General features: G+C 69.2%; 20 protein-coding genes and 1 tRNA gene. 4 read left to right on the top strand and 17 right to left on the bottom strand.

The genetic code is table 11. The features are described from left to right. Positions 1–469 precede the first annotated feature (469 nt). Complete coding sequence (locus tag ACGGCP_RS12675) at positions 470–2029, top strand: pentapeptide repeat-containing protein (RefSeq protein WP_392965002.1); 1560 nt, start codon at positions 470–472, stop codon at positions 2027–2029. A 235-nt stretch (positions 2030–2264) separates the two neighbouring features. Here ACGGCP_RS12675 and ACGGCP_RS12670 read toward each other — a convergent pair whose 3' ends face one another. The 12 genes from ACGGCP_RS12670 to ACGGCP_RS12615 form a co-directional block, all read right to left on the bottom strand. After that, entirely contained in the window at positions 2265–3710 is a 1446-nt protein-coding gene (locus tag ACGGCP_RS12670; protein WP_392965000.1) for a tyrosine-type recombinase/integrase, read from the bottom strand. Positions 3711–4099: 389 nt separating this feature from the next. Next, positions 4100–4173 (bottom strand) — tRNA-Pro (locus ACGGCP_RS12665). A gap of 85 nt (positions 4174–4258) precedes the next feature. Continuing rightward, positions 4259–5650, bottom strand: a complete 1392-nt coding sequence (der, locus tag ACGGCP_RS12660) for a ribosome biogenesis GTPase Der (RefSeq protein ID WP_392964997.1) — start codon at positions 5648–5650, stop codon at positions 4259–4261. Continuing rightward, on the bottom strand, positions 5643–6320 hold the full coding sequence (gene cmk, locus ACGGCP_RS12655) for a (d)CMP kinase (protein ID WP_392964994.1): 678 nt from the start codon (positions 6318–6320) through the stop codon (positions 5643–5645). The genes der and cmk overlap by 8 nt, the downstream gene beginning before the upstream one ends. Positions 6321–6382: 62 nt before the next feature. Further along, positions 6383–6757, bottom strand: a complete 375-nt coding sequence (locus ACGGCP_RS12650; RefSeq protein ID WP_392964992.1) for a YccF domain-containing protein — start codon at positions 6755–6757, stop codon at positions 6383–6385. Positions 6758–6801: 44 nt separating this feature from the next. Then, entirely contained in the window at positions 6802–7539 is a 738-nt protein-coding gene (locus ACGGCP_RS12645; RefSeq protein ID WP_392964989.1) for a pseudouridine synthase, read from the bottom strand. Continuing rightward, positions 7526–8287 carry an SMC-Scp complex subunit ScpB gene (gene scpB / locus ACGGCP_RS12640; RefSeq protein WP_392964986.1) on the bottom strand — a complete coding sequence of 254 codons (762 nt, stop codon included), beginning with the start codon at positions 8285–8287 and terminating at the stop codon, positions 7526–7528. Before scpB ends, ACGGCP_RS12645 begins: the two co-directional genes overlap by 14 nt. Continuing rightward, positions 8284–9156: a segregation and condensation protein A gene (locus ACGGCP_RS12635; protein WP_392964984.1), complete on the bottom strand. Its 873-nt coding sequence runs from the start codon at positions 9154–9156 to the stop codon at positions 8284–8286. The genes scpB and ACGGCP_RS12635 overlap by 4 nt, the downstream gene beginning before the upstream one ends. A gap of 77 nt (positions 9157–9233) precedes the next feature. After that, positions 9234–10106 carry a ParA family protein gene (locus ACGGCP_RS12630; RefSeq protein ID WP_344468997.1) on the bottom strand — a complete coding sequence of 291 codons (873 nt, stop codon included), beginning with the start codon at positions 10104–10106 and terminating at the stop codon, positions 9234–9236. A 225-nt stretch (positions 10107–10331) separates the two neighbouring features. Further along, a complete protein-coding gene (gene ald / locus ACGGCP_RS12625) occupies positions 10332–11453 on the bottom strand; it encodes an alanine dehydrogenase (protein WP_392964981.1) in 1122 nt (373 codons plus the stop codon). Between the two features lie 199 nt (positions 11454–11652). After that, entirely contained in the window at positions 11653–12207 is a 555-nt protein-coding gene (locus tag ACGGCP_RS12620; RefSeq protein WP_392964979.1) for an NUDIX domain-containing protein, read from the bottom strand. A gap of 32 nt (positions 12208–12239) precedes the next feature. Next, on the bottom strand, positions 12240–12779 hold the full coding sequence (locus ACGGCP_RS12615) for a TetR/AcrR family transcriptional regulator (RefSeq protein WP_392964977.1): 540 nt from the start codon (positions 12777–12779) through the stop codon (positions 12240–12242). 131 nt (positions 12780–12910) lie between these two features. Here ACGGCP_RS12615 and ACGGCP_RS12610 point away from each other — a divergent pair, with 131 nt between their 5' ends. The 3 genes from ACGGCP_RS12610 to ACGGCP_RS12600 all read left to right on the top strand — a co-directional run bounded on the left by ACGGCP_RS12610 (position 12911) and on the right by ACGGCP_RS12600 (position 15450). Next, positions 12911–14428 (top strand): MFS transporter, encoded by a 1518-nt coding sequence (locus ACGGCP_RS12610; RefSeq protein WP_392964974.1) that lies wholly within the window; start codon positions 12911–12913, stop codon positions 14426–14428. Positions 14429–14518: 90 nt separating this feature from the next. Next, complete coding sequence (locus ACGGCP_RS12605; protein WP_392964972.1) at positions 14519–14905, top strand: DUF805 domain-containing protein; 387 nt, start codon at positions 14519–14521, stop codon at positions 14903–14905. Between the two features lie 182 nt (positions 14906–15087). Next, positions 15088–15450, top strand: coding sequence for a DUF805 domain-containing protein (locus ACGGCP_RS12600; protein WP_392964969.1), 363 nt, complete (start codon positions 15088–15090; stop codon positions 15448–15450). Between the two features lie 58 nt (positions 15451–15508). Here ACGGCP_RS12600 and ACGGCP_RS12595 read toward each other — a convergent pair whose 3' ends face one another. The 5 genes from ACGGCP_RS12595 to ACGGCP_RS12575 all read right to left on the bottom strand — a co-directional run bounded on the left by ACGGCP_RS12595 (position 15509) and on the right by ACGGCP_RS12575 (position 23197). Beyond that, positions 15509–17119, bottom strand: coding sequence for a CTP synthase (locus ACGGCP_RS12595; RefSeq protein WP_392964966.1), 1611 nt, complete (start codon positions 17117–17119; stop codon positions 15509–15511). A gap of 145 nt (positions 17120–17264) precedes the next feature. Then, positions 17265–19505: a hypothetical protein gene (locus ACGGCP_RS12590; RefSeq protein WP_392964963.1), complete on the bottom strand. Its 2241-nt coding sequence runs from the start codon at positions 19503–19505 to the stop codon at positions 17265–17267. A 7-nt stretch (positions 19506–19512) separates the two neighbouring features. Beyond that, positions 19513–20610 (bottom strand): glycosyltransferase family 4 protein, encoded by a 1098-nt coding sequence (locus tag ACGGCP_RS12585; RefSeq protein WP_392964960.1) that lies wholly within the window; start codon positions 20608–20610, stop codon positions 19513–19515. After that, entirely contained in the window at positions 20607–22304 is a 1698-nt protein-coding gene (murJ, locus tag ACGGCP_RS12580) for a murein biosynthesis integral membrane protein MurJ (protein WP_392964957.1), read from the bottom strand. Before murJ ends, ACGGCP_RS12585 begins: the two co-directional genes overlap by 4 nt. Beyond that, positions 22301–23197 (bottom strand): hypothetical protein, encoded by an 897-nt coding sequence (locus tag ACGGCP_RS12575; RefSeq protein WP_392964954.1) that lies wholly within the window; start codon positions 23195–23197, stop codon positions 22301–22303. Before ACGGCP_RS12575 ends, murJ begins: the two co-directional genes overlap by 4 nt. Positions 23198–23206: the final 9 nt, after the last annotated feature.

The raw sequence follows: 23206 nt of genomic DNA, 5'->3' as shown, positions 1-23206 counted from the left end.
AACATCAAACCCGCGCCCGCCAATCCCGCTACCAGCAACAATAGTTGCAGCACAACGAAATACAGCTGTCGTGTTAAGCTGTGCGAGCGTCTTACAGTGGTAGGCGAGAATCGCGATCCGGAACGACAGCCCGCTTGAACCTGGCTCGAGTCTTCTTGCGAAGCGGAGTCGCTTCGCGTAGCTCAGTAGGCGCGGTCCTCCTTGCTGGTGATCCAGACACGATTCGACTGCACTGGTGCGACCGCCCATACCGGGGTCTTCCTACTCTCGGATCGGGATCTGAACCAGTGGATGGACCACTGTCGACGACGTCACCGTGCTGCGTCTTGTGCCTGTCCCCGAGCCCCCCACCCCGTCACCTGACCGAGCTGGCAGCGCTGGCCTCGAACGGAGCAAACGATGCGAATAGTCGACCTGGCGGCCCCGCTCGTGGACCGCATCGTGAGCGCTGGACGCTTATGCTGGGGCGATGCCCCCGCAGCCTCCCCCGGCCGAGCCCGCAGTGCCCAGCAAACGGGTCAGCATGTGGACCTGGACGGCGCTGATCGCGGTCCCGCTCATCCTCGCGGCGAGCTTCGCCTCCTACTTCTTCCTCGCCGCCCCCATCCCCGACCACACCGCTGCCCCCGAGGCCGGCCAGGGCACCCAGAATGCTTCGGCCGAGCAGGTCGCGGTTGAGCTGGAGATCGCGCGGATGCGCGCCGAGGCCCGCCGCAACGCCCTGGCCACCGGCGCCGGGTTCGTCGCCATTGCCGCCCTGATCCTGGCACTGCGCCGCCAGCAGCACCTCGAACGCTCGACAGCCAACGCCGAGGCCGACGCGCTCCGCCGCCAGGAGCACCTGGAGCGGACCGCAACCGCGACCGCGGACGACGCCCTCCAACGCCGGATCACCGACGCCAGGATCCGCGCCGTCGAGCAGCTCGGCTCCGACAACCCAGCGGTGCGGATCGGCGGGCTTCACAACCTCGAACGCATCGGTCAGCAGCACAGGGAATTGCGCCAGGTCGTCCTCGACGAAGTCTGCTCCTACCTCCGGCTCCCCCACAGTCCACCAGGACCAGTCATGAGAGAGCGGCTCCCGGCCAGACAGTTCGAGCCCATCGGCCCGCCACCGGCCGAGCCCGCAACAAATGGTGCCGACGCCGAGCACGAAGTTCGGCTGATCGCACAGGAGATCCTGCAACGCCACCTCAAACGCGGCGATGATCACTGGGAACACACCCGTCTGAATCTGCGCAACGCCAACCTCAGCGGCATCCGGTTGAGCGGCTGCCACTTGGCGTCGCCAGATTTCAGCAGCGTGACCTTCACCGGCTACACCGGATTTGAAGCCGTGACCTTCGCCGGAGACGCCAACTTCTCCGCTGCGGTCTTCCATGACTCCTCCAGCTTCGAGACCGCGACCTTCACCGGCGATGCAGAGTTCTCCTCTGCAGAGTTCAGCCGCTACACGAGCTTCGAACTCGCGACGTTCACGGGCGAGGCCGACTTCCAAAGCGCGAACTTCCACGGCTGGGCCGAATTCGGGGCCGCGACGTTCACCGCCCTTGCCAGCTTCGTCGCCGCAACCTTCACTGGCGAAGTGGACTTCAGCAGCGCGACCTTCACAAAGCGCGCACTGTTCCTCGGCACCACGTTCTTCTCAACCTCAAGATTCAACAACTCGACCTTCAATCGCCCCGCCAACTTCCACGGTGCCACCTTCAACGACACCGAATTTGAGAGCACGATCTTCACGAAAGGCGTCAGTTTCTCAAAAGCGACCTTCGCCGGCGCAACGGACTTCGCCGGCGCCACCTTCGCCCATGGCACCGAAGACAGCAAGTTCACCGATTCTCGGATTCGCGGTCCACTCCGGCATCCGAGCCCGACCCTCCTCAACCTTCTCAAGGACCAGAAGGTGCTGTTGGACATGCGTGCGCCACACCAGTTCCCCGACGGCTGGCGTCTTGATCCAAGTACAGTAGACCCGCGATGGGGATACGTGACGCGTACCGATCAGGACGGTCCCGACCCAAGCGACTAAGCCCCACGACCGGCATCAGCCATCCCACCGCACCCGGCAACATCACACACCAACTGGGCGGCAACAAAAACATCCCAGCATGCGCCGATCATCGTATGAGAATCAAGCGCCGAGGCAGGTCAGGCCCGCTCGGGGTCCACGCCGACCTCTGCAATGCGGCGTCACCGAAGCCCCATATGGTCAACGACTCCAGTAGCTAAGCCGGAGGGCAATCGTCAGGCGCCGATGACGGCGCTCATTCCGGATCTGGTTGGCCATCATGCAGGGTCGTTCCGATTGCGGCCGGTGGACGGGTGATGTTGGGCTCGTGGCGATGCAGAATCTTCCAAATGGTGGATTCGGCCCTAATGACGCCTTCGACGGCGAGATGGTGCTTGATTCGCCGCGGTCCCCATCCGGTGCGTTGGCGTACCTCGCGGATGCGCTGCTCGATCTCATGGGCGGTACGGCGGGGTTGTTCAGCGGAACGGTCACGGTCTGGTCCCGGCACCTTCGCGGCCGGGGCCTGCAGACCACCGGCGAGCAAGGCGGCGGCACGGCGGTCGACGTCGGGCCGCCAGGCAGCATAGATGTCAGAAGTCGATTTAGGGGACCGGTGCCCGAGGCGGTGCGCCACGTTGACGATGTCGACTCCACCGACTATGAGCTCGGTCGCCGCATAGTGGCGCAGTGCGTGCGTGTGGGTGTCGATGCCGATCGACCGCCCCATCGATTTCAAGCGCAGACTGAGATATCCCGCTGAGCCGTGCAGGGCGTGGTCGGGCTCAAACGAGTACAGGTACTCCTCCCCCGTGACCGTCCGCCCCAGGGCGCCGAGGCGGTCGGTGATGCGGGCGCGCAACGCTTCGAGCAAGTCCATGGTGACGGGATCGAGCGCGAGCCACCGAGAGGTGTCCTTGACCTTGGTGGGGTCGATGAAGATCAGGCTGCGTTCGAAGTCGACGTGCTTGAGTTGGGATCGGACGATCTCCGAGCGGCGAGCGCCGGTTACCAGGAGCAGCCATACGATCGTGCCCCAATCCTGGTTCCGGGCAAACGCAGCGTCGACCAGTGCAGCCACTTCTACGGTCGTTGGCGCTTTCGGGTTCAGCGGTGGTTTCGCTGGAGCCACGATGCGTTTGGAGGTGTTGCCCGGCATCCATCCCCACCGGTGCAGCATGCCGCAGGTGCCGGTCACCACGCTGTGGACTTTGCGCAGCATCGAGGCCGACGCGCGGGGACACTCGTGGGGTCGGCAACGTTTGCCGCACTGGTGACCGTGCAGATCACGCGCGATTCGGGCGTTGCCCCTGCCCGGTTCATAATGTTCGAAGTCCGTGCGGCCCCGGCAGCGCAGACGGCACTTGCCGACTTCGCGGTACAACGCCTCGGCAGCCGGGACAAGTTCACGCTCGAGATCGCCGAGGGCGATGGCCCCGAGCACCGGGATGACGTGGGTCTCGGCAAGTTGTCGCGAGTTGCGCTGGCTGGATGCGGCAAGCTCCCCTGCCGCGACGTACTCATCGCGGGAGGCAAGCCACAGCTTGATCGCGTCACCGAACTCAAGCCTGCCGGCGAATCCCTTGCCGGAGTCGGCTTGGGCGACCATTCGCACGCGTGCCGCCTCCGCCTCATCCGGGTTCCGGCACGTCTCGGTGAGGTACCGCTGCTTCCCGGTTTCGGGATCGACGCCCACGTACACGCGGACCTGGTAGGTGCGCCCGCGGGAGCGGACGCTTCCGCGTCGACGACTCGTCAAGGCTCCTGGTGTTGCCGTCATTTCTTCCTGTTCCCGCCCATGGACCGACTCATGGACACGCCCCGCGGGCCGCCCGAGCGCTCCTGCCACATCACGTTGACCTGCACCGTAACCCATTGGCGCCCAACATGTTCGAGCGCTCAGGCCGCTCGAGACACACTAGGTCCGATGCATAGGGCGGGCAGTGAATCACCGCGCGACCTGGGGATTCAGCCCCTGAACTCCGATGCGGGAACTCGAACCTGGAGTGTCTGTTCGCGGCCGGAAAGCTGGAAAATTCGTACAGAGAGACGAAAACAGGTCAGAGCTTAAAGCTCTGACCTGCGAAAACGTCGGGCTGACAGGACTTGAACCTGCGACCCCTTGACCCCCAGTCAAGTGCGCTACCAAGCTGCGCCACAGCCCGTTTTCCGCCGCGTTGTCCGCGGCGGTCACAACTTTAGCCTATAGCCCCGGGGGCCTCTGAGGCGAGGTCCCCGGTGTGAGCGAGGCTATTTGCGTTTGTCCTTCTTGCGGGATTCACGGGGTTTGACCACCAGTTCGATGGGCGATCCCACGAAGCCGAAGTCCTCGCGGAGCTTGCGCGTGATGAACTTCAGGTACTGCTTCTCGAACGGCGCGTTCGTGAAGAGGATGAAGCGCGGCGGTTCCGCGGCGGCCTGGGTCGCGTAGATGACCTTCGGGGCCTTGTTGGCGCGGACCGGGTGCGGCGTGGCGGCCTGGAGGTCGCTGATCCACTTGTTGAGCTCGCCGGTGCTGATGCGCTGGCCCCAGCCCGCGAGGGCTTCGCGGAGGGCGCGGGCGATCTTCTCGACGGCGCGGCCGGTCATGGCCGAGACGTTGACGCGCGGCGCCCAGGAGACCTGGCCGAGCTCGCGGTCGATCTCCTTCTCCAAGTAGTAGCGCCGGTCCTCGTCCACGAGGTCCCACTTGTTGAAGGCGAGGACCATCGCCCGGCCCGACTCGGTCACCTGGGTCAGGACTCGCTGGTCCTGCTCGCTGATGGGTTCGGACGCGTCGAGGAGCACCAACGCGACCTCGGCGGCTTCTACGGCTGCTTCGGTACGGAGGCTGGCGTAGTACTCGGTGCCCGAGGCGAACTTGACGCGCTTGCGCAGGCCCGCGGTGTCGACGAGGATCCAGTCCTCGCCGTCGATCTCCACGACGGAGTCGACCGGGTCGACCGTGGTGCCCGCGACGTTGTCGACGACCGCGCGGTCCTCCCCCGCGATGCGGTTGAGGAGGCTCGACTTGCCGACGTTCGGACGGCCGACCAGGGCCACCTTGCGCGGGCCGCGCTCCTTGAGCTGCCCGGTGGGCTGCTCCGGGAACGCCCAGATGATCTTGTCGAGCAGGTCGCCCGAGTTGCGGCCGTGGAGGGCCGAGATCGGGAACGGCTCGCCCAGGCCCAGGCTCCACAGCTCGTGGACCTCGGCCTCCTGGCGCTCCGAGTCGGCCTTGTTGGCCACCAGGATCACGGGCTTGCGGGTCGAGCGCAGAATGCGCACGGCCGCCTCGTCGGCGTCGGTGGGGCCGACACGGGAGTCGACCACGAACACGATCACGTCCGCGGTGCGCATCGCCAGCTCCGCCTGCAGGGCGATGGACCTCGCCATGCCCTCGGCGTCCGGGTCCCAGCCGCCGGTGTCGACCAGGCTGAACTCGCGCCCGGCCCATTCCGCGTCGTATGCGACGCGGTCCCGGGTCACGCCCGGCTCGTCCTGCACCACCGCGGCGCGGCGGCCCAGGATGCGGTTGACCAGCGTCGACTTGCCCACGTTGGGGCGGCCGACGACGGCCACCGTCGGGACCGGACCGCGTTCTTCGAGGTCGTCGCTCTCGCTCCAGTCCCCGTCGTCGGTCCAGGTCTCTTCGTCACTCATCGATGTCCCTGTTGTTCAGCAAGGCCAGAATCTTGGCCACTACCTCCACGATCGGCAGCGTCGTGGAGTCGATCACCACGGCCCCCTCCGGAGCCTCCAGGGGTTTGGTGGTCTTCGAGTCGGCGGTATCCCGCCGTTCGATGTCCTTCGCGGTGGCGTTCGCGTCGGCGCCGTTCTCGGCGGCGCGGCGCTTCGCGCGCTCCACCGGGTCGGCGGTCAGGTAGACCTTCACGTCGGCGTCGGGGGCGACGACCGAGACGATGTCGCGGCCTTCGACCACGATGCCCGCCTTGGCATCGGCGATGATCCGCCGCTGCTCGTCGATGAGGAACTTCCGCACGGTCTTGTTCCCGGCCACCGCCGAGACCGCCTTCGTCACGTCGTCGCCGCGGATCGCCAGGTCGGCGTCCTCCCCGTCGACGCGGGTGAACGGGTCGTCGGGGGTGGTCCCGAACTCGAGCTTCGCGTTCTTCACGGTCTTGGTGACCTGCGCGGTCTGCGAGGGGTCGACGCCGGCGTTGAGGACCGCCAGGGTCGCGGCGCGGTACATGGCGCCGGTGTCGAGGTACGCGGCTTCGATCGCGGTCGCCAAGGTCTTGGCGACGGTCGACTTCCCGGCTCCGGACGGGCCGTCGATCGCGACGACCGGTCCGCTCTTCTGCTCAGGCACTGTCGCGCTCCGTTCTTCGAATGCAAACCAAGCAAACCTACATCATGCCCGGTTCTCCCTGGTCAGCGCTTGTCGACTACCCGCGCGCCCATCGGCCACAGCGCCATCGGGATCATCTTCCAGTTCGCGACCGCCAGCGGGATGCCGATCACCGTGATCGCCAGCGCGAACCCGGTGACGAGGTGCGCCAGCGCGAGCTCCCAGCCGAACAGGATCAGCCACAGGACGTTGCCGATCAGCGAGAAGCACCCGGCGCCCCGGTCGTAGACGACGGTGCGCCCGAACGGCCACAGCACGTACCCGGCCAGGCGCATGTTCGCGATGCCGAACGGGATGGTCACGATGAAGACGCAGAAGAGCAGGCCCGTCAGGAAGTAGCCGATCGCGAGCCACAGCCCGGCCAGCACGAACCAGATCACGTTCAGAATGGTTGACATGTCCGAACCCTAACCGGGCCTTGCCCTTCAGTCATTACAGCTAGCTAGAGTCCGACCTCGCGGAAGAGCTCCCCGATCTCGTTCGGGGTGAGCCTGCGGAGCGTCCCCGGCTTGAGGTTGCGCAGCTTGACCGGCCCCATCTCGGTGCGGACGAGGCGCGAGACGTGGTGCCCGACCTCGTCCATGAGCCGCCTCACAATGTGCTTGCGGCCCTCGTGGATGGTGATCTCGATCAACGACTGCCCGGCGTGCTCGTCGATGATCTTGAGCTTGTCGGCCTTGGCCATGCCGTCCTCGAGCTCGACGCCCTTGAGCAGCCGGTTCCAGGTGTTGCGGTCCATGATCCCGGCGACCTGCGCCCGGTAGACCTTCGGCAGGCCGTGCGAGGGGTGCATGATGCGGTTGGCGAGCTCCCCGTCGTTGGTGAGCAGCAGCAGGCCCTCGGAGTCGGTGTCGAGGCGGCCGACGTGGAAGACGCGCTGGTCGATGCCCTTGGCGAACTCGGCGAGCGAGGGGCGGCCCTCCTCGTCCTCCATGGTCGAGACGATGCCGCGGGGCTTGTTGATCGCGAAGTACACCTTGTCGACGTCGGTCACGACCCGCTTGCCCGAGACGTGGATGACGTCCTTCTCGGGGTCCACGCGCTGGCCGAGGTGGGCGCGCTCGCCGTTGACCTTGACCTTCCCGCGGGAGATGAGGTCCTCTGCGGCCCGGCGGGAGGCGATCCCGGCCTGCGACAGCACTTTCTGCAGGCGGATGCCCTCTTCGTCAGCGTTGTTCATCTTCCTCGATATCCGTCACGTCGTCAGGTAGGAACGGGGCCAGCTCGGGGAGCTGGTCGACCGTGTCCAGTCCGATCTTCTCCAAGAACAGGGTGGTGGTGCGGTAGAGCGTCGCCGTCGAGTCCGGGTCGGTCCCGCACTCCTCGACCAGGCCGCGCGACACCAGCGTGCGCATGACGCCGTCGCAGTTGACCCCCCGGATGGCCGAGATGCGGCCGCGGGTGACCGGCTGCCGGTAGGCGACCACGGCAAGCGTCTCCAGTGCCGCCTTGGTGAGGCGGGCGGAGGCGCCGTCGGTCACGAACCGCTCCACGTAGCGGGCGTAGTCGGCCCGGGTGTAGAAGCGCCAGCCGCCGGCTTGGCGACGCAGATCGAATCCGCGTCCGTCACCAGTGTATTCGGCGCTGAGCCGACCCAGTTGCTCGCGCACCTGTGAACGTGGCCGCTCCAATACCGCGGAGAGGAACTCCTCGCTCAGGGGTTCTTCGGCGATCATGAGGATCGCTTCGAGGACGGCGCCGAGGTCGACGTCGTCGGGGACGGGGCTCGTGGCCGTGACCTCGGGTTCTTCGTCGTCGTCGGGTCCGGTCTGGGCCGGGACGGCGGCGAGGGCGGCCGCGTACTCGTCGTCGGCCGCGGGTTCGTCGGCGGGCGTGTCGGGGCGCAGCGGCGCGGCCTCCTGGCGTGCGCCGGGCATCTTCCACGTCGCCAGTTCCTGTTCGAGGGACTCCCCCAGGTGTTCGGTCATGCGTTCTCCCCCGCTGGTGCTTCCGGTTCCGCAGGGCTCCCTGCGTATTCGTCGACTTCGATCTCAGTGTTGCCGGTGCCGCCGAGCCAGCGCACGGTGAGCTCGCCGAGGGCCTGCATCTGCTCGAACCCGACGAGGGCCTCCCGGTAGAGCTCCAGGAGCGCGAGGAACCGGGCGACGACTTCGAGGTGGGATTCGCAGTCTGAGGTGAGGGCCCGGAAGGTCGCGGTCTGGACGCGTTGGAGGCGGCGGGAGAGGATGACGGCGTGCTCGCGCACCGAGACGCGCTGCATGTGGATGTGGCCGGTGCCGACGGTGGGCGGCGGTTTGGGCTTCATCGCCTTGCCCGCCAAGGCGGCGAGGGCTTCGGGGGTGAGGTCGAGGACGAGTTCGGGGAGCAGGCCCTTGTAGCGCTCTTCGAGGCCGACGTTGCGGGCGACGCGGGTCGCGGCGGACTCGGCGAACATCGAGAGGACCCCGGCGGCCTCCTTGTAGGCCTTGTACTGCAGGAGCCTGGCGAAGAGGAGGTCGCGGGCCTCCAGGAGCGCGAGGTCCTCTTCGTCGTCGACGACGGTGCCGGGCAGGAGCCGGGCGGTCTTGAGGTCGAGGAGGGTGGCGGCGATGAGCAGGAACTCGGAGGTCTCCTCGAGGTTCCAGGCGTCGTCGAGGCTCGTGACATAGGCGATGAACTCGGAGGCGACCTGGTGGAGCGCGAGTTCGGTGACGTCGAGCTTGTGCTTGCCGATGAGCTGGAGCAGCAGGTCGAACGGGCCCTCGAAGTTGGCGAGCCGGACGTGGAAGCCGCTCTCGGCCTCCTCCGGTTCGCCCTCCCGCTGGGTCGGGAGCTGGGGCGGCTGCTGGTCGGTCACGCTCGCAAGCTTAGACGGGCGCTGCGGACGCTAAAGGGTGAACTCCGGGTTTCTTGGGGCGGAACGCGTTCGATGACCTACTTGTCCGTCGCCGCGATGAGCTCGCGGGCCAGCTGGCGGTAGGCGCGCGCGCCCGAAGACGCCGGGGCCCAGGTGGTGATGGGCTCGCCCGCGACGGTGGTCTCGGGGAAGCGCACGGTGCGGGTGATGACGGTGGAGAACACCTTGTCGCCGAAGGCTTCCACGACGCGCTGGAGGACCTGGCGCGAGTGCGTGGTGCGCGAGTCGTACATGGTCGCGAGGATGCCGTCGAGTTCGAGGTCGTAGTTGAGGCGTTCGCGGACCTTGTCGACGGTGTCGAGGAGGAGGGCGACGCCGCGCAGGGAGAAGAACTCGCACTCCAGGGGCACGAGCACCGAGTGCGCGGCGGTGAGCGCGTTGATCGTCAAGAGCCCCAGGGAGGGCTGGCAGTCGATGAGGATGTAGTCGAAGTCGGGGATGACCGGTCGCAGGACGCGGGCGAGGGTCTGCTCGCGGGCGACCTCGTTGACGAGCTGGATCTCGGCGGCCGAGAGGTCGATGTTGGCCGGGAGGAGGCGCAGGCCGGCGACGTTCGTCTTGACCATGACGTCGTCGATGTCGACGTCGTCCTGCATGAGGAGGTTGTAGACGGTGAGGTCGAGCGTGTGGGGGTTGGTGCCGAAGCCGACTGAGAGCGCGCCCTGCGGGTCGAAGTCGACGAGGAGGACCTTGCGGCCGTATTCGGCAAGGGCCGCACCGAGGTTGATGGTCGTGGTGGTCTTGCCGACCCCGCCCTTCTGGTTGGCCATGGCGATGACGCGGGCCGGGCCGTGGCGTTCCAGCGGCTGGGGCTGCGGGATCTCCCGCTTGTTCGTGTAGGTCTCCGGGTCGGGCGAGGAGAGGTCCTCGGTTCCGTCAGCGGGAGGCATCTGCGCGGCACCGCGCAGGGCCGCCCATTTGTCGTTGCTGTCCACACTGCTCATTTCTTCGCGCCTCCGGGTGCGAGGTCGACACCGGGTGCCGGGCGTCTCACCATTGCCTGTCTTAGCGACTGTACGTCAGTGTATCGAGGCTGTCGACGGCTTGGGAGACTCCGAGGCACCCGGCGTGAGTTCGCCCGCTGTGCGGCGTGGGCCCTGAGTCCTGTTGGGACGTCAGTTCTCCGCGAGCACCTGCGCGATCGGCTTGAGCGGCAGGTGGTGCGTGATCGCGACGGGCTCGTTGACGACCTGCCCGGCGAACGTGTTGAGTCCTCGCGCGAGGGCCGGGTCGGCCTTGAGGGCCGCGACCCAGCCGAGGTTGGCGAGCTTCATGACGTACGGAAGTGTGGCGTTCGTCAGCGCGTACGTCGACGTGTTCGGCACGGCCCCGGGCATGTTCGCGACGCAGTAGAAGAGTTTGCCCGCATGGGTGAACGTCGGGTCGTCGTGCGTCGTGGCCTTGGAGTGCGCGAAGCAGCCGCCCTGGTCGATCGCGATGTCGACGAGGACCGCGCCGTCCTTCATCTCGGCGAGCACTTCGTCGTCGACCACGGTGGGGGCCTTGGCGCCCGGGACGAGGACGGCGCCGATGACGAGGTCGGCCTCGCGGCAGGCGCGCTTGACCTCGAAGCGGTTGGAGACGATGGTGCGCAGGCGGCCCTGGTAGAGGTCGTCGGCAGCGTGGAGCTTGTCGATATTGAGGTCGAGGAGCTCGACGTCGGCGCGCATGCCGACCGCGATCGCGGCCGCGTTCATGCCGGAGACGCCCGCGCCGATGATGACCACGCGCGCGGGCGCGGTCCCGGGGACGCCGCCCATGAGGGTCCCGCGGCCGCCTTCGGGGCGCTGCAAATGGTACGCGCCGGCCTGGACGGCAAGGCGGCCCGCGACTTCGCTCATCGGGGCCAGGAGCGGCAGGCGGCCGTCGCCGGTCTGCACGGTCTCGTAGGCGATCCCGGTGATGTGGCGCTCCAGGAGCGCGTCGGTGCACTCGACGCTCGCGGCCAGGTGGAGGTAGGTGAAGAGGGTCTGGCCGGGCCGCATCCGGTGGAACTCGTCCTGGATCGGCTCCTTCACCTTGAGGACGAGATCGCCTGCGCCCCAAGTGGCGTCGGCGTCGGGGCAGATGAGCGCCCCGGCCTCGCGGTAGTCGGCGTCGCTGATCGCGGAGCCGAGGCCGGCCCCGGTCTCGATCGCGACGTCGTGGCCTGCGGCGACGAGCTCGTGGACCCCGGCGGGGGTGAGGGCGACGCGGTACTCGTTGTTCTTGATCTCGCGGGGGACGGCGACTTTCACGTGCGGGTTCCTTCCGAAGCGTTGTGCCAGTTCGGGGCCGGTCGGCATCCCGCACGGGCAGTCTAGGACGCCAGACGTCCAGGAGCCCGCATTCCTTGTGGGTTCAGCGGTTCGGACGGCGTCGTCGCCGTGATCGTAAAGCGGCCCGCCGCACAACGATGCGACGGGCCATGTGAGCGTGCGCCTTGGAAATGACGGATCAGTTTCGGTCGAGGTGCAGTTTCGTGAGGGTGAGCGCGAGCGCGCAGACGCCGTTGCGGATCTCCCCGTCCGCGACGGCGGCCAGCGCCTTGTCGAGGTCCCACCAGACGAGCTCGATGTGGGTCTCCTCGTCGGTGCGCTCGTGCCGCTCGTCCTCGGGCACGGGGGTCAGGCCCGTGGCGAGGTAGTAGTGGATGACCTCGCTGGAGATCCCCGGGGTGGAGTAGAACTCGCCGAGCTTGACGAGGTCGGCGGCGTTGAGGTCGGCCTCCTCGGCGAGCTCGCGGCGGGCGGCCACGGCCGGGTCCTCCCCTTCGATGTCGCGCAGGCCCGCCGGGAGCTCCCACAGGAGTTCGCGCGCCGGGACCCGGAACTGGCGGATCAGGCCGACGCGGCCCTGCTCGTCGAGCGGGACGGTGAGGACCGCGCCGACGTGCTTGATGAACTCGCGCTTGGCGGTGCCGCCGCCGGGCATCGCGATGGTCTCGGCGGTCAGCTCGTAGGCCCAGCCGCGGTGGATGATTTCACTGTCGAGGACTCGGTACTCATGCACGAGGGCCACACTAGTCCGCTCAGGTTTCGGGATCACGGTTCTCCGGCGTCCGCCTTGAGGCGCTGGAGGATCGCGTCGACCGTGGCCTGGGACGGCAGGGGCGCGCCGGAGAGGGCGGAGAGGAACAGCCCGTCGCCGACCAGGCGCACGATCTCGGCCGTGATCGGGTCCTCGATCTGCTCGTGGAGGACGGCGGCCCAGCCTTCGAAGATGAAGAGCACGTCGGCCTGGGCGGCCTCGGAGAGCTGGTCCTTGCCGCGCATGGCGGTGAGCAGCGCCCACAGGCCCGCGGCGGACTCGGCGTTCTCGATCTCGGAGACGCGCAGGAAGGTCTCGACCGCGCCCGCCTCCCGGGCCCTGGCGATGTTGGCCTCCTCCTGCTCGCGGAAGCGCCGTGCCAGGCCGTCGTAGAGGTCGGGCTTGGACTTGAAGTGGTACAGCAGGCCGCCTTTGGAGACCCCGGCCTCGGCGGCGACCTTCTCCAGGGTGACGCCTGCGCCGCCCTCCTCCACGAGGAGTCGCTGGAGCGCGTTCAGGATGCGGTCCCGGGTGGTGATCTCCGGCTCGTTCATGTTTCCTCCTGGTGACAACTGTACCGTCCGGACGGTACAGTCAAGGGGCGTGTCGGCCTCCGACCCGCCCATCTTCCGGGATGCCCTTCGCGAGCCGTGCTCCGGCTCACGTCCAGAAAGTCGAGAAACCCATGACCACCACGCTTCGCGCACCGCAGGAGCCCCGCGCCCGCATCAGCGCCAAGCAGGGCTGGGCACTGGCCGCGCTGGTGCTCCCGGTGCTGCTCATCTCCATCGACATGACCGTGCTCGGCTTCGCCGTGCCGTTCCTGTCCGAAGACCTCGGCCCCTCCAGCTCGCAGTTGCTGTGGATCGTCGACGTCTACGGCTTCGTCCTCGCCGGACTCCTGGTCACCATGGGCACCCTCGGCGACCGCGTGGGCCGCCGCAGGCTGCTCGTCATCGGCTCCGCCGCGTTCGCCGTCGCGAGCGTCCTCGCCGCCTACGCGCCCAGCGCCGAAGCGCTCATCGCCGCGCGGGCCCTCCTCGGCCTGGCCGGGGCGACGCTCATGCCGACCACGCTGGCGCTCATGCGCAACCTCTTCCACGACGACCGCCAGCGCAAGTTCGCCATCGCGATCTGGGCCTCGGGCTTCTCCGCCGGGGCGGCCCTCGGCCCGATCCTCGGCGGCTGGCTCCTCGAGCACTTCTGGTGGGGCTCGGTGTTCCTCATGGCCGCGCCGGTCTCGATCGCCGTGGTCATCGCCGCGCCGTTCCTGCTGCCGGAGTCGAAGGACCCGAACCCGGGCCGGATCGACATCGCCAGCGTCGCGCTGTCGTTCCTCGCGATGTTCCCGTTCGTGTACGGGGTCAAGACGATCGCCGAGCACGGCGTCACCGTCACGGCGGTCGCCGCGATCGCAGTCGGGGCCCTGGCGGGCGTGTGGTTCGTGCGGCGCCAGAAGCGCCTGGAGCACCCGCTGATCGACGTGCGCCTGTTCCGGCTGCGCCGCTTCAGCGCCTCGCTGGCCACGAACTTCACGATCGTGTTCGCGATGATCTCGTCGCTGTTCCTGCTGACGCAGTACCTGCAGCTGGTGCTGGGCTTCTCCCCCATGCAGGCGGGGCTGCTCCTCCTGCCGGGCATGGCCGTCTCGGTGCTGGCCGGACTGTTCGCGGTCCGCCTCTCCGAGCGGATCGGCCTGGTGCGCACCATCATCGGCGGCCTGGTGTTCATCATCGCCGGGTTCGCGGCGATGACGCTCATCGGCGTCGACTCCGGCGCGGCCGTCGTCGCGGTGGCGTTCGCGCTCATCGGCGGCGGTTCAGGCCTGGCGCAGACCGTGACCAACGACGCGATCCTCGCGGCGGCCCCGGCCGACCGGGCGGGCGCGGCCTCGGCGATCTCCGAGACCGCGTACGAGCTCGGCGGCGCGATGGGCGTGGCGCTGCTCGGCTCGCTCGCCACCGGCATCTACCGGGCCGAGCTGGGCGACGCCCCGGCCTCGGCGTCCGAGACCCTGGGCGAGGCCGTCCACGTGGCCGCGACGCTTCCGGCGGAGGCCGGGAACGCGCTCATGGAGGCCGCCCGGGTCGCGTTCACCGACGGCCTGCGGACGGTGTCCGTGGTCGCCGCGGTCCTCGTCGTCGTCGCCGCGGTCGCCGTCGGCCGGGCGCTGCGCACGCGGAACGCCGAAGTCGGCTCATAACCGTGTAATTCGTCCTACGATGCCCTGACCAGGTGCTATCCGGCACCTGGTCAGGGCATCGCCCCGCGGGGGCGGGAAAGGGGCACGGCAATGAGCTGGTACATGACCACCCTCAAGAAGTACGCGGTGTTCAGCGGCCGCTCCCGCCGCCGCGAGTACTGGTGGTTCGTCCTCGTCAACTTCATCATCACGTTCATCCTGTCGATCCCGGCCAACGAGCCGGACGACAGCAGCTACTGGAACTACCTCGGGGACGATCCGAACTTCTGGAACTGGATCCTCACGATCTACGCCCTCTTCGTCCTCATCCCGAGCATCGCCGTCCAGGTGCGCCGCCTCCACGACACCGGCCGCACCGGCTGGTGGTGGTGGATCGGCCTCGTCCCGTGCGTCGGCTGGATCGTCCTGCTCGTCTTCAACCTGTTCGACAGCCAGCCGGGACCCAACAAGTACGGGCCCAATCCCAAAGGCGCGTAACCGGATACGACAAAGGCGGGGCTCATTCGAGCCCCGCCTTTCCCATTCCCGAAGACCAGCGCAAACTGCCGCGCCGAATCCACAGCGGACGTGATACGTTCTCTCCCGGCCCAGCCCAGGGCCCATACCCCGATAGAACCCCCCGTCGCGTCCTGCCCCGGACGCTCCTGAAAGGAATCACCATGGAGTGGATTCTTGCTCCCCTCAAGAAGTACGCGACCTTCTCCGGCCGCGCCCGCCGCAAGGAGTTCTGGCCCTACATGGGCGTCTTCTACGTCATCTTCCTGGCGCTCTTCATCCCCGTGCAGACCGACCCCGGCTCGCCGATGGTCTTCGCGCTCGGCCTGTTCTCCCTGGCGCTCCTGGTGCCCACGATCGCGGCGTTCGTGCGCCGCCTGCACGACGTCGACAAGTCGGGCTGGTGGTACCTCATCAACTTCGTGCCGTTCGTCGGCGGCATCATCCTGCTGATCATCTGCATCCCCGAGGGCACGCAGGGCGCGAACCAGTACGGTCCCGACCCGAAGGCGCCCCCGGTCGGATAGCCCTGACACGAGCAAGCGGGCCGCTCCCGGTGGGAGCGGCCCGCTTGCTCGTGTCTGCTTACGCCGCTTCGATGTCGAGGCGTTCGCCGGCTTGGCGCTTGAGGGCCGCTTCGACGAGCCCGGCGAAGAGCGGGTGAGGGCGGGTCGGGCGCGACTTCAGCTCCGGGTGGGCCTGGGTCGCGATGTAATACGGGTGCACCTCGCGGTCGAGCTCGATGAACTCGACGAGGCGCCCGTCCGGCGACAGGCCCGAGATCACGAACCCGGACTTCACCAGCTGGTCGCGGTAGGCGTTGTTGACCTCGTAGCGGTGGCGGTGGCGCTCGTTGACCTCGGTCGCACCGTAGACCTCGGCGGCGATGGAACCCTCGGCGAGCTCCGCCGGGTACGTGCCCAGGCGCATCGTGCCGCCCATGTCGCCGCGCCCGGCGACGATATCGGTCTGGTCGGCCATCGTCGAGATGACCAGGTGCTCGGCCTCCTGGTTGAACTCCTCGGAGTCCGCGCCGACGAGCCCGGCGACCTCGCGCAGGCCCTCGATCGCCATGCACTGCATGCCCAGGCACAGGCCCAGCGTCGGGACGAGGCGGGTGCGCGACCACGTGAGCGCCTGCAGCTTCCCGGGCACGCCCCGGTCGCCGAAGCCGCCCGGGATCACGACGGCGTCGACCCCGGCGAGGGCCTTCGCGGTGCCCTCGGGCGTCGCGCACTCGTCGGAGATGACCCAGCGGACCTTGACCTTCGCGCGGTTCGCGAAACCGGCCGCGCTCAGCGCCTCGACCACGGACTTGTACGCGTCCGGCAGCTCGACGTACTTGCCAACGATCGCGACCTCGACGGTGGCGACCGGGTTGTGCACGCGGTCGAGCAGGTCGTCCCAGCGCGCCCAGTCGACGTCGCGGAACGGCAGGTCGAGCTTGCGGACGACGTAGGCGTCCAGGCCCTCGGCGTGGAGGGTCTTCGGGATCTCGTAGATCGACTTCGAGTCGGGAGCGGAGACGACCGCCGCGTCGTCCACGTCGCAGAACCCGGCGATCTTGCCCTTCAGCCCGTCCGGCAGGGGCCGGTCCGAGCGGCACACGATCGCGTCGGGCTGGATGCCGATGCTGCGCAGCTGCGCCACCGAGTGCTGCGTCGGCTTGGTCTTCATCTCCGAGGACGCCGCCAGGTACGGCACGAGCGAGACGTGGAGGAAGAAGCAGTTGTCGCGGCCGATGTCGTGCCGGTACTGGCGGATCGCCTCCAGGAACGGCAGCGACTCGATGTCGCCGACCGTGCCGCCGACCTCGGTGATCACGACGTCGGGGACGCGCCCGGTCTCGGGGTCCGGGTCGGCCATCGCCGCCAGGCGCGACTTGATCTCGTTGGTGATGTGCGGGATGACCTGCACGGTCGCGCCCAGGTAGTCGCCGCGGCGCTCCTTGGCGATGACGTCGGAGTACACCTGGCCGGTGGTCACGTTCGCGTGCTTCGACAGGTTCCGGTCGAGGAACCGTTCGTAGTTGCCGATGTCGAGGTCGGTCTCGCCGCCGTCGTCGGTGACGAACACCTCGCCGTGCTCGTACGGGTTCATCGTGCCGGGGTCGACGTTGAGGTAGGGGTCGATCTTCTGCATCACGACGTACAGTCCGCGCGCGGTCAGCAGGTTGCCGAGACTGGCGGCGGTCATGCCCTTGCCCAGGGCGGAGGTTACCCCGCCGGTGACGAAGAGGTGCTTCGTGGAACGGATCTGACCATTAGCGGCGCTGGCCAAGGCGGACTCCCGTGATGTTCGTGGCGAACGAGCCGCTTACAAAAGCAGCCGGTGGATCGCATCATCCACGGGATTCCACACTAACACTTTCACCGCCGTTTTCCTCATCGACCCACGACGGTGCGTCGACGATCATGTCCGAGTACTGGCCGTCCTTGACGTGCGCGCGGGCCAGGACGCGGTGACTCATGATGACCGCCAAGGGAACCATGACGGCGAGGGCCGCGCCGAGGCTCATGAGGCCCTTGCCGAGGAGGAGGCCCGCGACGGCCGACCCGGCGACGGCGGCCGAGAACGCGGCCCGCAGCGGCGGGTACAGGCCCCAGGCGCGGCGCAGGCCGCCGCCCGGACGCAGGAGGACCAGCCAGCAGTAGGCCCCGGCCATGACGGTGAGCACGCTCAGCGGCGACGTGAAGACCGCCACGATGTTCGAGCCGACGCCGGAGGCGATGACCCCGTTCGTGTCGCCCATGATGTCGCCGAGGAACGAGCCGAGCTCGCCGCGCTCGGCCTCGGGCCGCTGGTAGTCGATCCAGGAGAGGCCGAACAGCACCGCGACCCCGGCGAGGCCGGACCACACGAAGCGCGGGAACGTGACCCAGCCGCCGGTGGCGAGCGCCGCCGCGAGGCAGGTGCCGACGATGATGGCTACGGCCGCCGGGACGGAGTCGCCGAGGAACCCGGCCGAGACGACGAGCACGCCGACGCAGCCGATCCCGGCCATCGCCGGGGACTGGAAGCGGCGCGGGAGCCGCCACGAGACGGCCGCCGCGAGCAGCCACAGCGAGGCGATGAACATGCCCGTGGCGACCGGCCCGAGCTGGTTCGACGCGGAGTCGGCCACGGTGTAGTCGCCCAGGAGGGTCCCCAGCGGGTCCTCGGTGTGCAGGAGCATCGCCAGGACCGTGACGAGGATCCCGAACGCGGACACGGCGACCATGAGGCTCGCGGGGCCGCGGCGGCCGGGCAGCGCGATCGCGACGAACGCGCACACGACGGCGATGCCGAGCGCGGTGAGCGGCCCGACGACGCCGGGGTGCGCGGCGGACCACCAGCCGAAGAAGTCGGCGAGGATCCCGGCGGCGACGAACAGGGCGCACACGAGCGCCGAGACGATGTTGAGCCGCATGAGCCACAGCGGCGGCGGCTTGACGCCGGGCTGGCCCGCCTCGCGCAGCAGGTGCAGCAGCGGCCAGGCCACGAACGTCAAGGCGAGGAACAGGAAGACCTGGAGCCACTGCGTGGCCGGGGCCGCGACGGCGGCGGCCATGAGCCGCGTGTCCGTGTCGTCGAACACCGCTTGGCGGTCCTCATAGGACAGCGAGTCGGCGGTGGCCCCGGCGGCCGTGCCGGTCACGGTGTCCGGCGGCGGGGAGTCCAGGAGCGTCAGGATCGTCGCGGTCAGGTCGGTGAGCCGCAGGTAGCCGGGGCGTTCGGCGGGCAGGTCGATGAGGTTGTGGCCGTCCTCGCCGCCGAAGTTCGCGATCGTGGCGAGCAGCCGGTTCGGCTTCTCGACCTGGCTCAGGCCCGAGACGATGAGCGCCGAGTCCGCGCCGCGCGCGGCCTGGAGCTCGCCGACCCTGGCGTCGAGGGCCGCGAGCGAGCTCGCCCGCGAGTCGGCGTCGACTGGCAGGACGCCGCCGTCGACGACGGTGAGCGGGCATTCGGCCAGGAACTCGGACAGCTCCGGGCCGGTCGGGAGGACGGACTCATACTCGCCGACGCGGCCGACGGAGTTCGCGGTCGCGTACGCCGCGCCGGGGCCGACCGCGGTCGAGCAGCTCGTTCCGGCGGCGAGCGTGCCCAGCTGGGTGCCCTTGTCGAGGTCGCGGTTGAGGGTGACCAGGTCGGTCATGTCCCCCACCGTCGCGGTGCCGTCCTCGACGCTGATCTGGTCGGCCGAGACCGGCTCGCACTCGGCGCCCTGCCCGTAGGGGTCGCTCACGGCGGGCGCGCCCGCGGAGAGGGTGAGCCAGCCGTCGAGGGCGCACGTGAAGTTGCGGCCGGAGTTGGTGTTCAGCTCGGCGAGCGAGCCGTTCTGCGCCAGCTCGGCCAGGTTCGGCGTCGTCTCGGCGTCGATGTCGGTCCAAGTGAGGCCGCTGACGCCGAGGACGACCACGGAGTCCACAGTGGTCGGCAGCGACTCCTCGCCGTCCTCTGGCAGGAGCTGGAAGACCGCGAGCGCTGCGAGGGCGGCCACGCCGAACCAGGCCCCGATCAGGCCGAGGTTCTCGGAGACGCCGCGGGCGACCGCCTTGCGGGCTTTGCGGGTCAGGCGCCCGGCATCGAGTTTTCGCGACACGGCGGCGCTATCTTCCCGTCAGTTCCAGGTAGAGCGCGTCGAGGGAGTCGAGCATCTGGGCCTCGTCGGGCCACGTGGCCGCGCGGGCGAGGCTCTTCTCCCCGTAGGAGGCGAGGCGCGCGGGGTCGCCGAGGAGGTCTTGGACCGCCCGGTCGAGCCCGTCCACGTCGCCGACCTCGAAGTACACGGCGGCGTCGCCCACGAGTTCGGGGATGCCGCCGGTGCGGGTGGTCACGAGCGGCACGCCGGCCTGCATGACCTCCTGCGCGAACAGCTGGCGGGCCTCCCATTGGCTGGAGATGACGGCGAGGTCGGCGGCGGCCAGGAGGTCGGCCACGTCGGTGCGGTGGCCGAGCAGGCGCACGTCGGCCTTCGCGGCGTCGATGAGCCCTTGCAGGCGTTCGCGTTCGGGGCCGTCACCGGCGACGACCACGACCGGCTGCTCGCCGAGGGCGGTCCAGCGCTTCGCGGCGGCGATGAGCGTGTCGTAGTCCTTCTGCGGGTGCAGGCGGCCGACCGAGAGCAGCAGCGGGCGGTCGCCGATGCCGAGCTCGGCGCGGACCGCTCCGGCGTCGCTCACGGCGACGCGCGGCGGGGCGGCCACGGGCGCGAGGCGGGCGTCGCGCGCGCCGAGGGCCACCAGGTGCTCGTGCAGGTCGGACGAGGCCGCGAGGGCCACGTCCACGCCCCGCGCGAGGCGCTTCTCGATCTCGTCGGAGACGCGCCGCTTGAAACCGGCGGTGATGAGCTGGTTGTGCCACGTGGTGACGAGGGCGGCGCCCTGTGGACGGGCCGCGAGCGCGGTGATCCCGGCGGTCAGGCCGTGGGCGTGCACGAGGTCGACGCCGCGACCGGTGATGCCGCGCAACGCGTTCCGGGCCGCCCACCACGCGAGCGGCAGCTCCGGCGAGGGCTTGGCGGTGATCGGCGCGGGCGCGAACCGGGCGCCCCTGGCGCGGAAGCCGAAGCGCTCCTCGGTCTCGGGCGGGCCGACGACCAGGACGGCGTCGCCGCGTTCGACGAGGCCCGCGGCGAGCGACGCGACGTGCGTCCCGATGCCGCCGGTCGAAGGGCCGAGCACCAAGGCGATACGGCGTTGGCTCACTGGTCTGCTCCACGGTTCTCGTCGGGTGCTTGCTCGTCGTCTGAGGGACTGTCGCCGGGTTCTTCAGACGCTCGGATTATGCCAGCGCGTCGCAGCACCGGGCGCACGACACCGGAACCCCCGATGAGCGCGGCGACCCCGAGGTAGACGACGGCGGTTGCGGCGCCGACGACGACGCCCTGGACGAGGGCCGAGATGATCGTGTCGGCGTGGCCCCACAGGAGGATGAGTTCGCGTGCGGCGAGGACGGCGACGATCGCGCCGACGATGGTCGCCAGCGCTGCCCGGGGGATGCCCTTGAGGCTGGCCGCGCCGGTGTGGCGTGCGATCGCGGCGGTGAGGGCGAGGCCGATGACGGTCATGCCGATCGACCACGCGATCGAGAGCGCGAGGGTGCGGTCCACGGGGGGCATGGTCTCGGAGAGGACGACGGCGGCGACGGCGGCGGCGGCCCAGCCGATCGAGGTCGCTCCGGCGGCGTACTTGTTGCGGCCGATGGCGTAGAGGCCGCGCGAGTAGATCGCGAAGACTGAATAGCCGAAGAGGCCGAAGGCGAGGCCGGTGAGGGTGCCTTGGATCTGCGCCTGGGTGTTGGTGCCGCTGTCGGCCGAGAGTGAGGCCAGGACCGTCCCCATGGGCTCGGCGAGGCCCGCGAGAGCGGCGACCCCGAGTCCGGAGAGGAGCAGCACTGCGCGGCCGGTCTGCGACAGGCGGCGCTGGTAGCGGTCGTTCTCTCCGAGGGAGAACGCTTCGGCGAGAACGGGATAGGCGGCGGTGGCGAGCGGGACGGCGAGGATGGCCCAGGGCAGGAGGAAGAAGGTCTGCGAGACCGTGAACACTGCGACGGCGCCGGGATCGGAGCTGCCGTTGGCGAGCCGGATGAGCAGGGCCTGACACAGCTGTTGCGCCCCGACGGTGATGGCTCCGGCGATGGCGAGGGACTTGAGGCCGGAGGCGACGTGGGTGTCGAGCCGCCAGGCGGGGCGCAGGTGCAGGCCGAGGCCGCGCAGCGGGAAGATGAGGCAGCCCGCGAGGACGGCGACGCCGCAGGTGGTGCCGAGGGCGAGGAAGACGATCTCACCTTGGCCGAGGTTCTCGACCTTGTATTCGCGCCCGGACATGCCTCCGTAGACCACGTAGACGATGGCCATCACGATGCTGGAGAGCAGCGGGGCGAGGGCGGGCCACGCGAAGCGGCGGTGGGACTGGAGGATGCCGGTGAGGACGACCGCGACGCCGTAGAGCGGGATCTGCGGGGCGAAGAGGACCAGCATTTCGGTGGCCGCGTCGATCGTCGCTTCCCGGGCGGCCGGGTTGTCGACGGCGTCGTTGTCCGGCATGAGCAGGACGATGATCGGACGGGCGAACGCCGCCACGAGCAGTCCGGCGGGGATGAGGATGGTCAGCGCCCAGGTCATCAGCGCCGAGGCGATGTGGCTGACCTGCTTGGGGTCGTGGCGGGCGAGCGGGGCCGCGAGGAGCGGGATCACCAGGGCGGCGAGGGCGCCACCGGCGACGAGCTCGAAGATGATGTTCGGGATGGAGTTGGCGGTCTGGTAGGCGGTACCGAGGGTCCCCAGGCCGATCGCCCACGTGAACACCATCGTGCGGCCGAATCCGGCCAGGCGGGAGGCGACGGTGATCGCACCGATGACCGAGGCGGCACGACCGACTTCGCGTCGGGTCTCGGTCAAGACTTCGTCCGACCCAGCTCGTCCAACTCCCGGAGCACGGGCGTCTCGGCGATCACCTTCGTGAAGCTCACTTTTTCGGAGGCGGCGATGAGGGCGGCGACGCCCGCGAGGGCGACGTGGCGTCCGATCATGCCGGTGCGCGCGATGTAGGCGAGGCCGAGGAGCGCGCCGAGGGCGTTCGCGCCGCCGTCGCCGAGCATGGTCTTGCCGTCGAGGTCTTCGGCCATCGCGGCCCCCGCGGCCGCGGAGACCGCGAGCGCGGTGTTGGCGCCGCCGGCCGCGGTGCGGCGGCGGGACTTGGCGCCCACCGGGCGCGACAGGGGCGCGGAGGCGAGGGTGACGACCTTGAGGGCGCGGCCGGGCCGCAGGTCGAAGAGGTTGATCACGTTGGCGGCGCCCGCGATGACGCCGCCGCCGACGCCGACGTTCCACAGGCGGCGGATGAGCGGGCGGCGCTCGTCGGTGAGTTCGCCGTTCTGCAGGTCGATGAGGGCGGCGGAGGCGATCCCGGCGGTGGAGATGCCGAGGACCTTGACGAGTCCGGCGCTCAAGCGGCCCTTGAGGAGCGCGCCGACGTGGCCTTTGAAGCCCTTGGCCTTCTCGCCCTTGGCGTCGGCGATGTCGTCGTAGAGGCCGACCGCGCCGGAGGTGAGTCCGGCGGTCGCCGCGGCGGCGGCGTACGCCGGGGAGTTCGCCCCGACGACCGCTCCCGCGGTGGCGCCCAAGGTGATCCCGGGGCCTTCTGCCAGGGAGACGGTGTCGCCCTTGTGGTTCGTGCGTTCCAGTTCGGCCGCCCACTTGGAGCGGCGTACGGCGCTGATCGCGGCGATCGTGCCGCCCGCGGCGAGGCCTCCGATGAACGCCCGCCCTACCGTGCGCGTTAGCTGGCTCATGGGCGCGAT

The sequence above is a fragment of the Glycomyces sp. NPDC048151 genome, from assembly GCF_043202775.1.
In the GTDB taxonomy this organism is placed as follows: Bacteria; Actinomycetota; Actinomycetes; order Mycobacteriales; family Micromonosporaceae; genus Glycomyces.
Note: the sequence above shows the minus strand (reverse complement) of the source record. Positions and strands in the feature narration are given on the sequence as shown.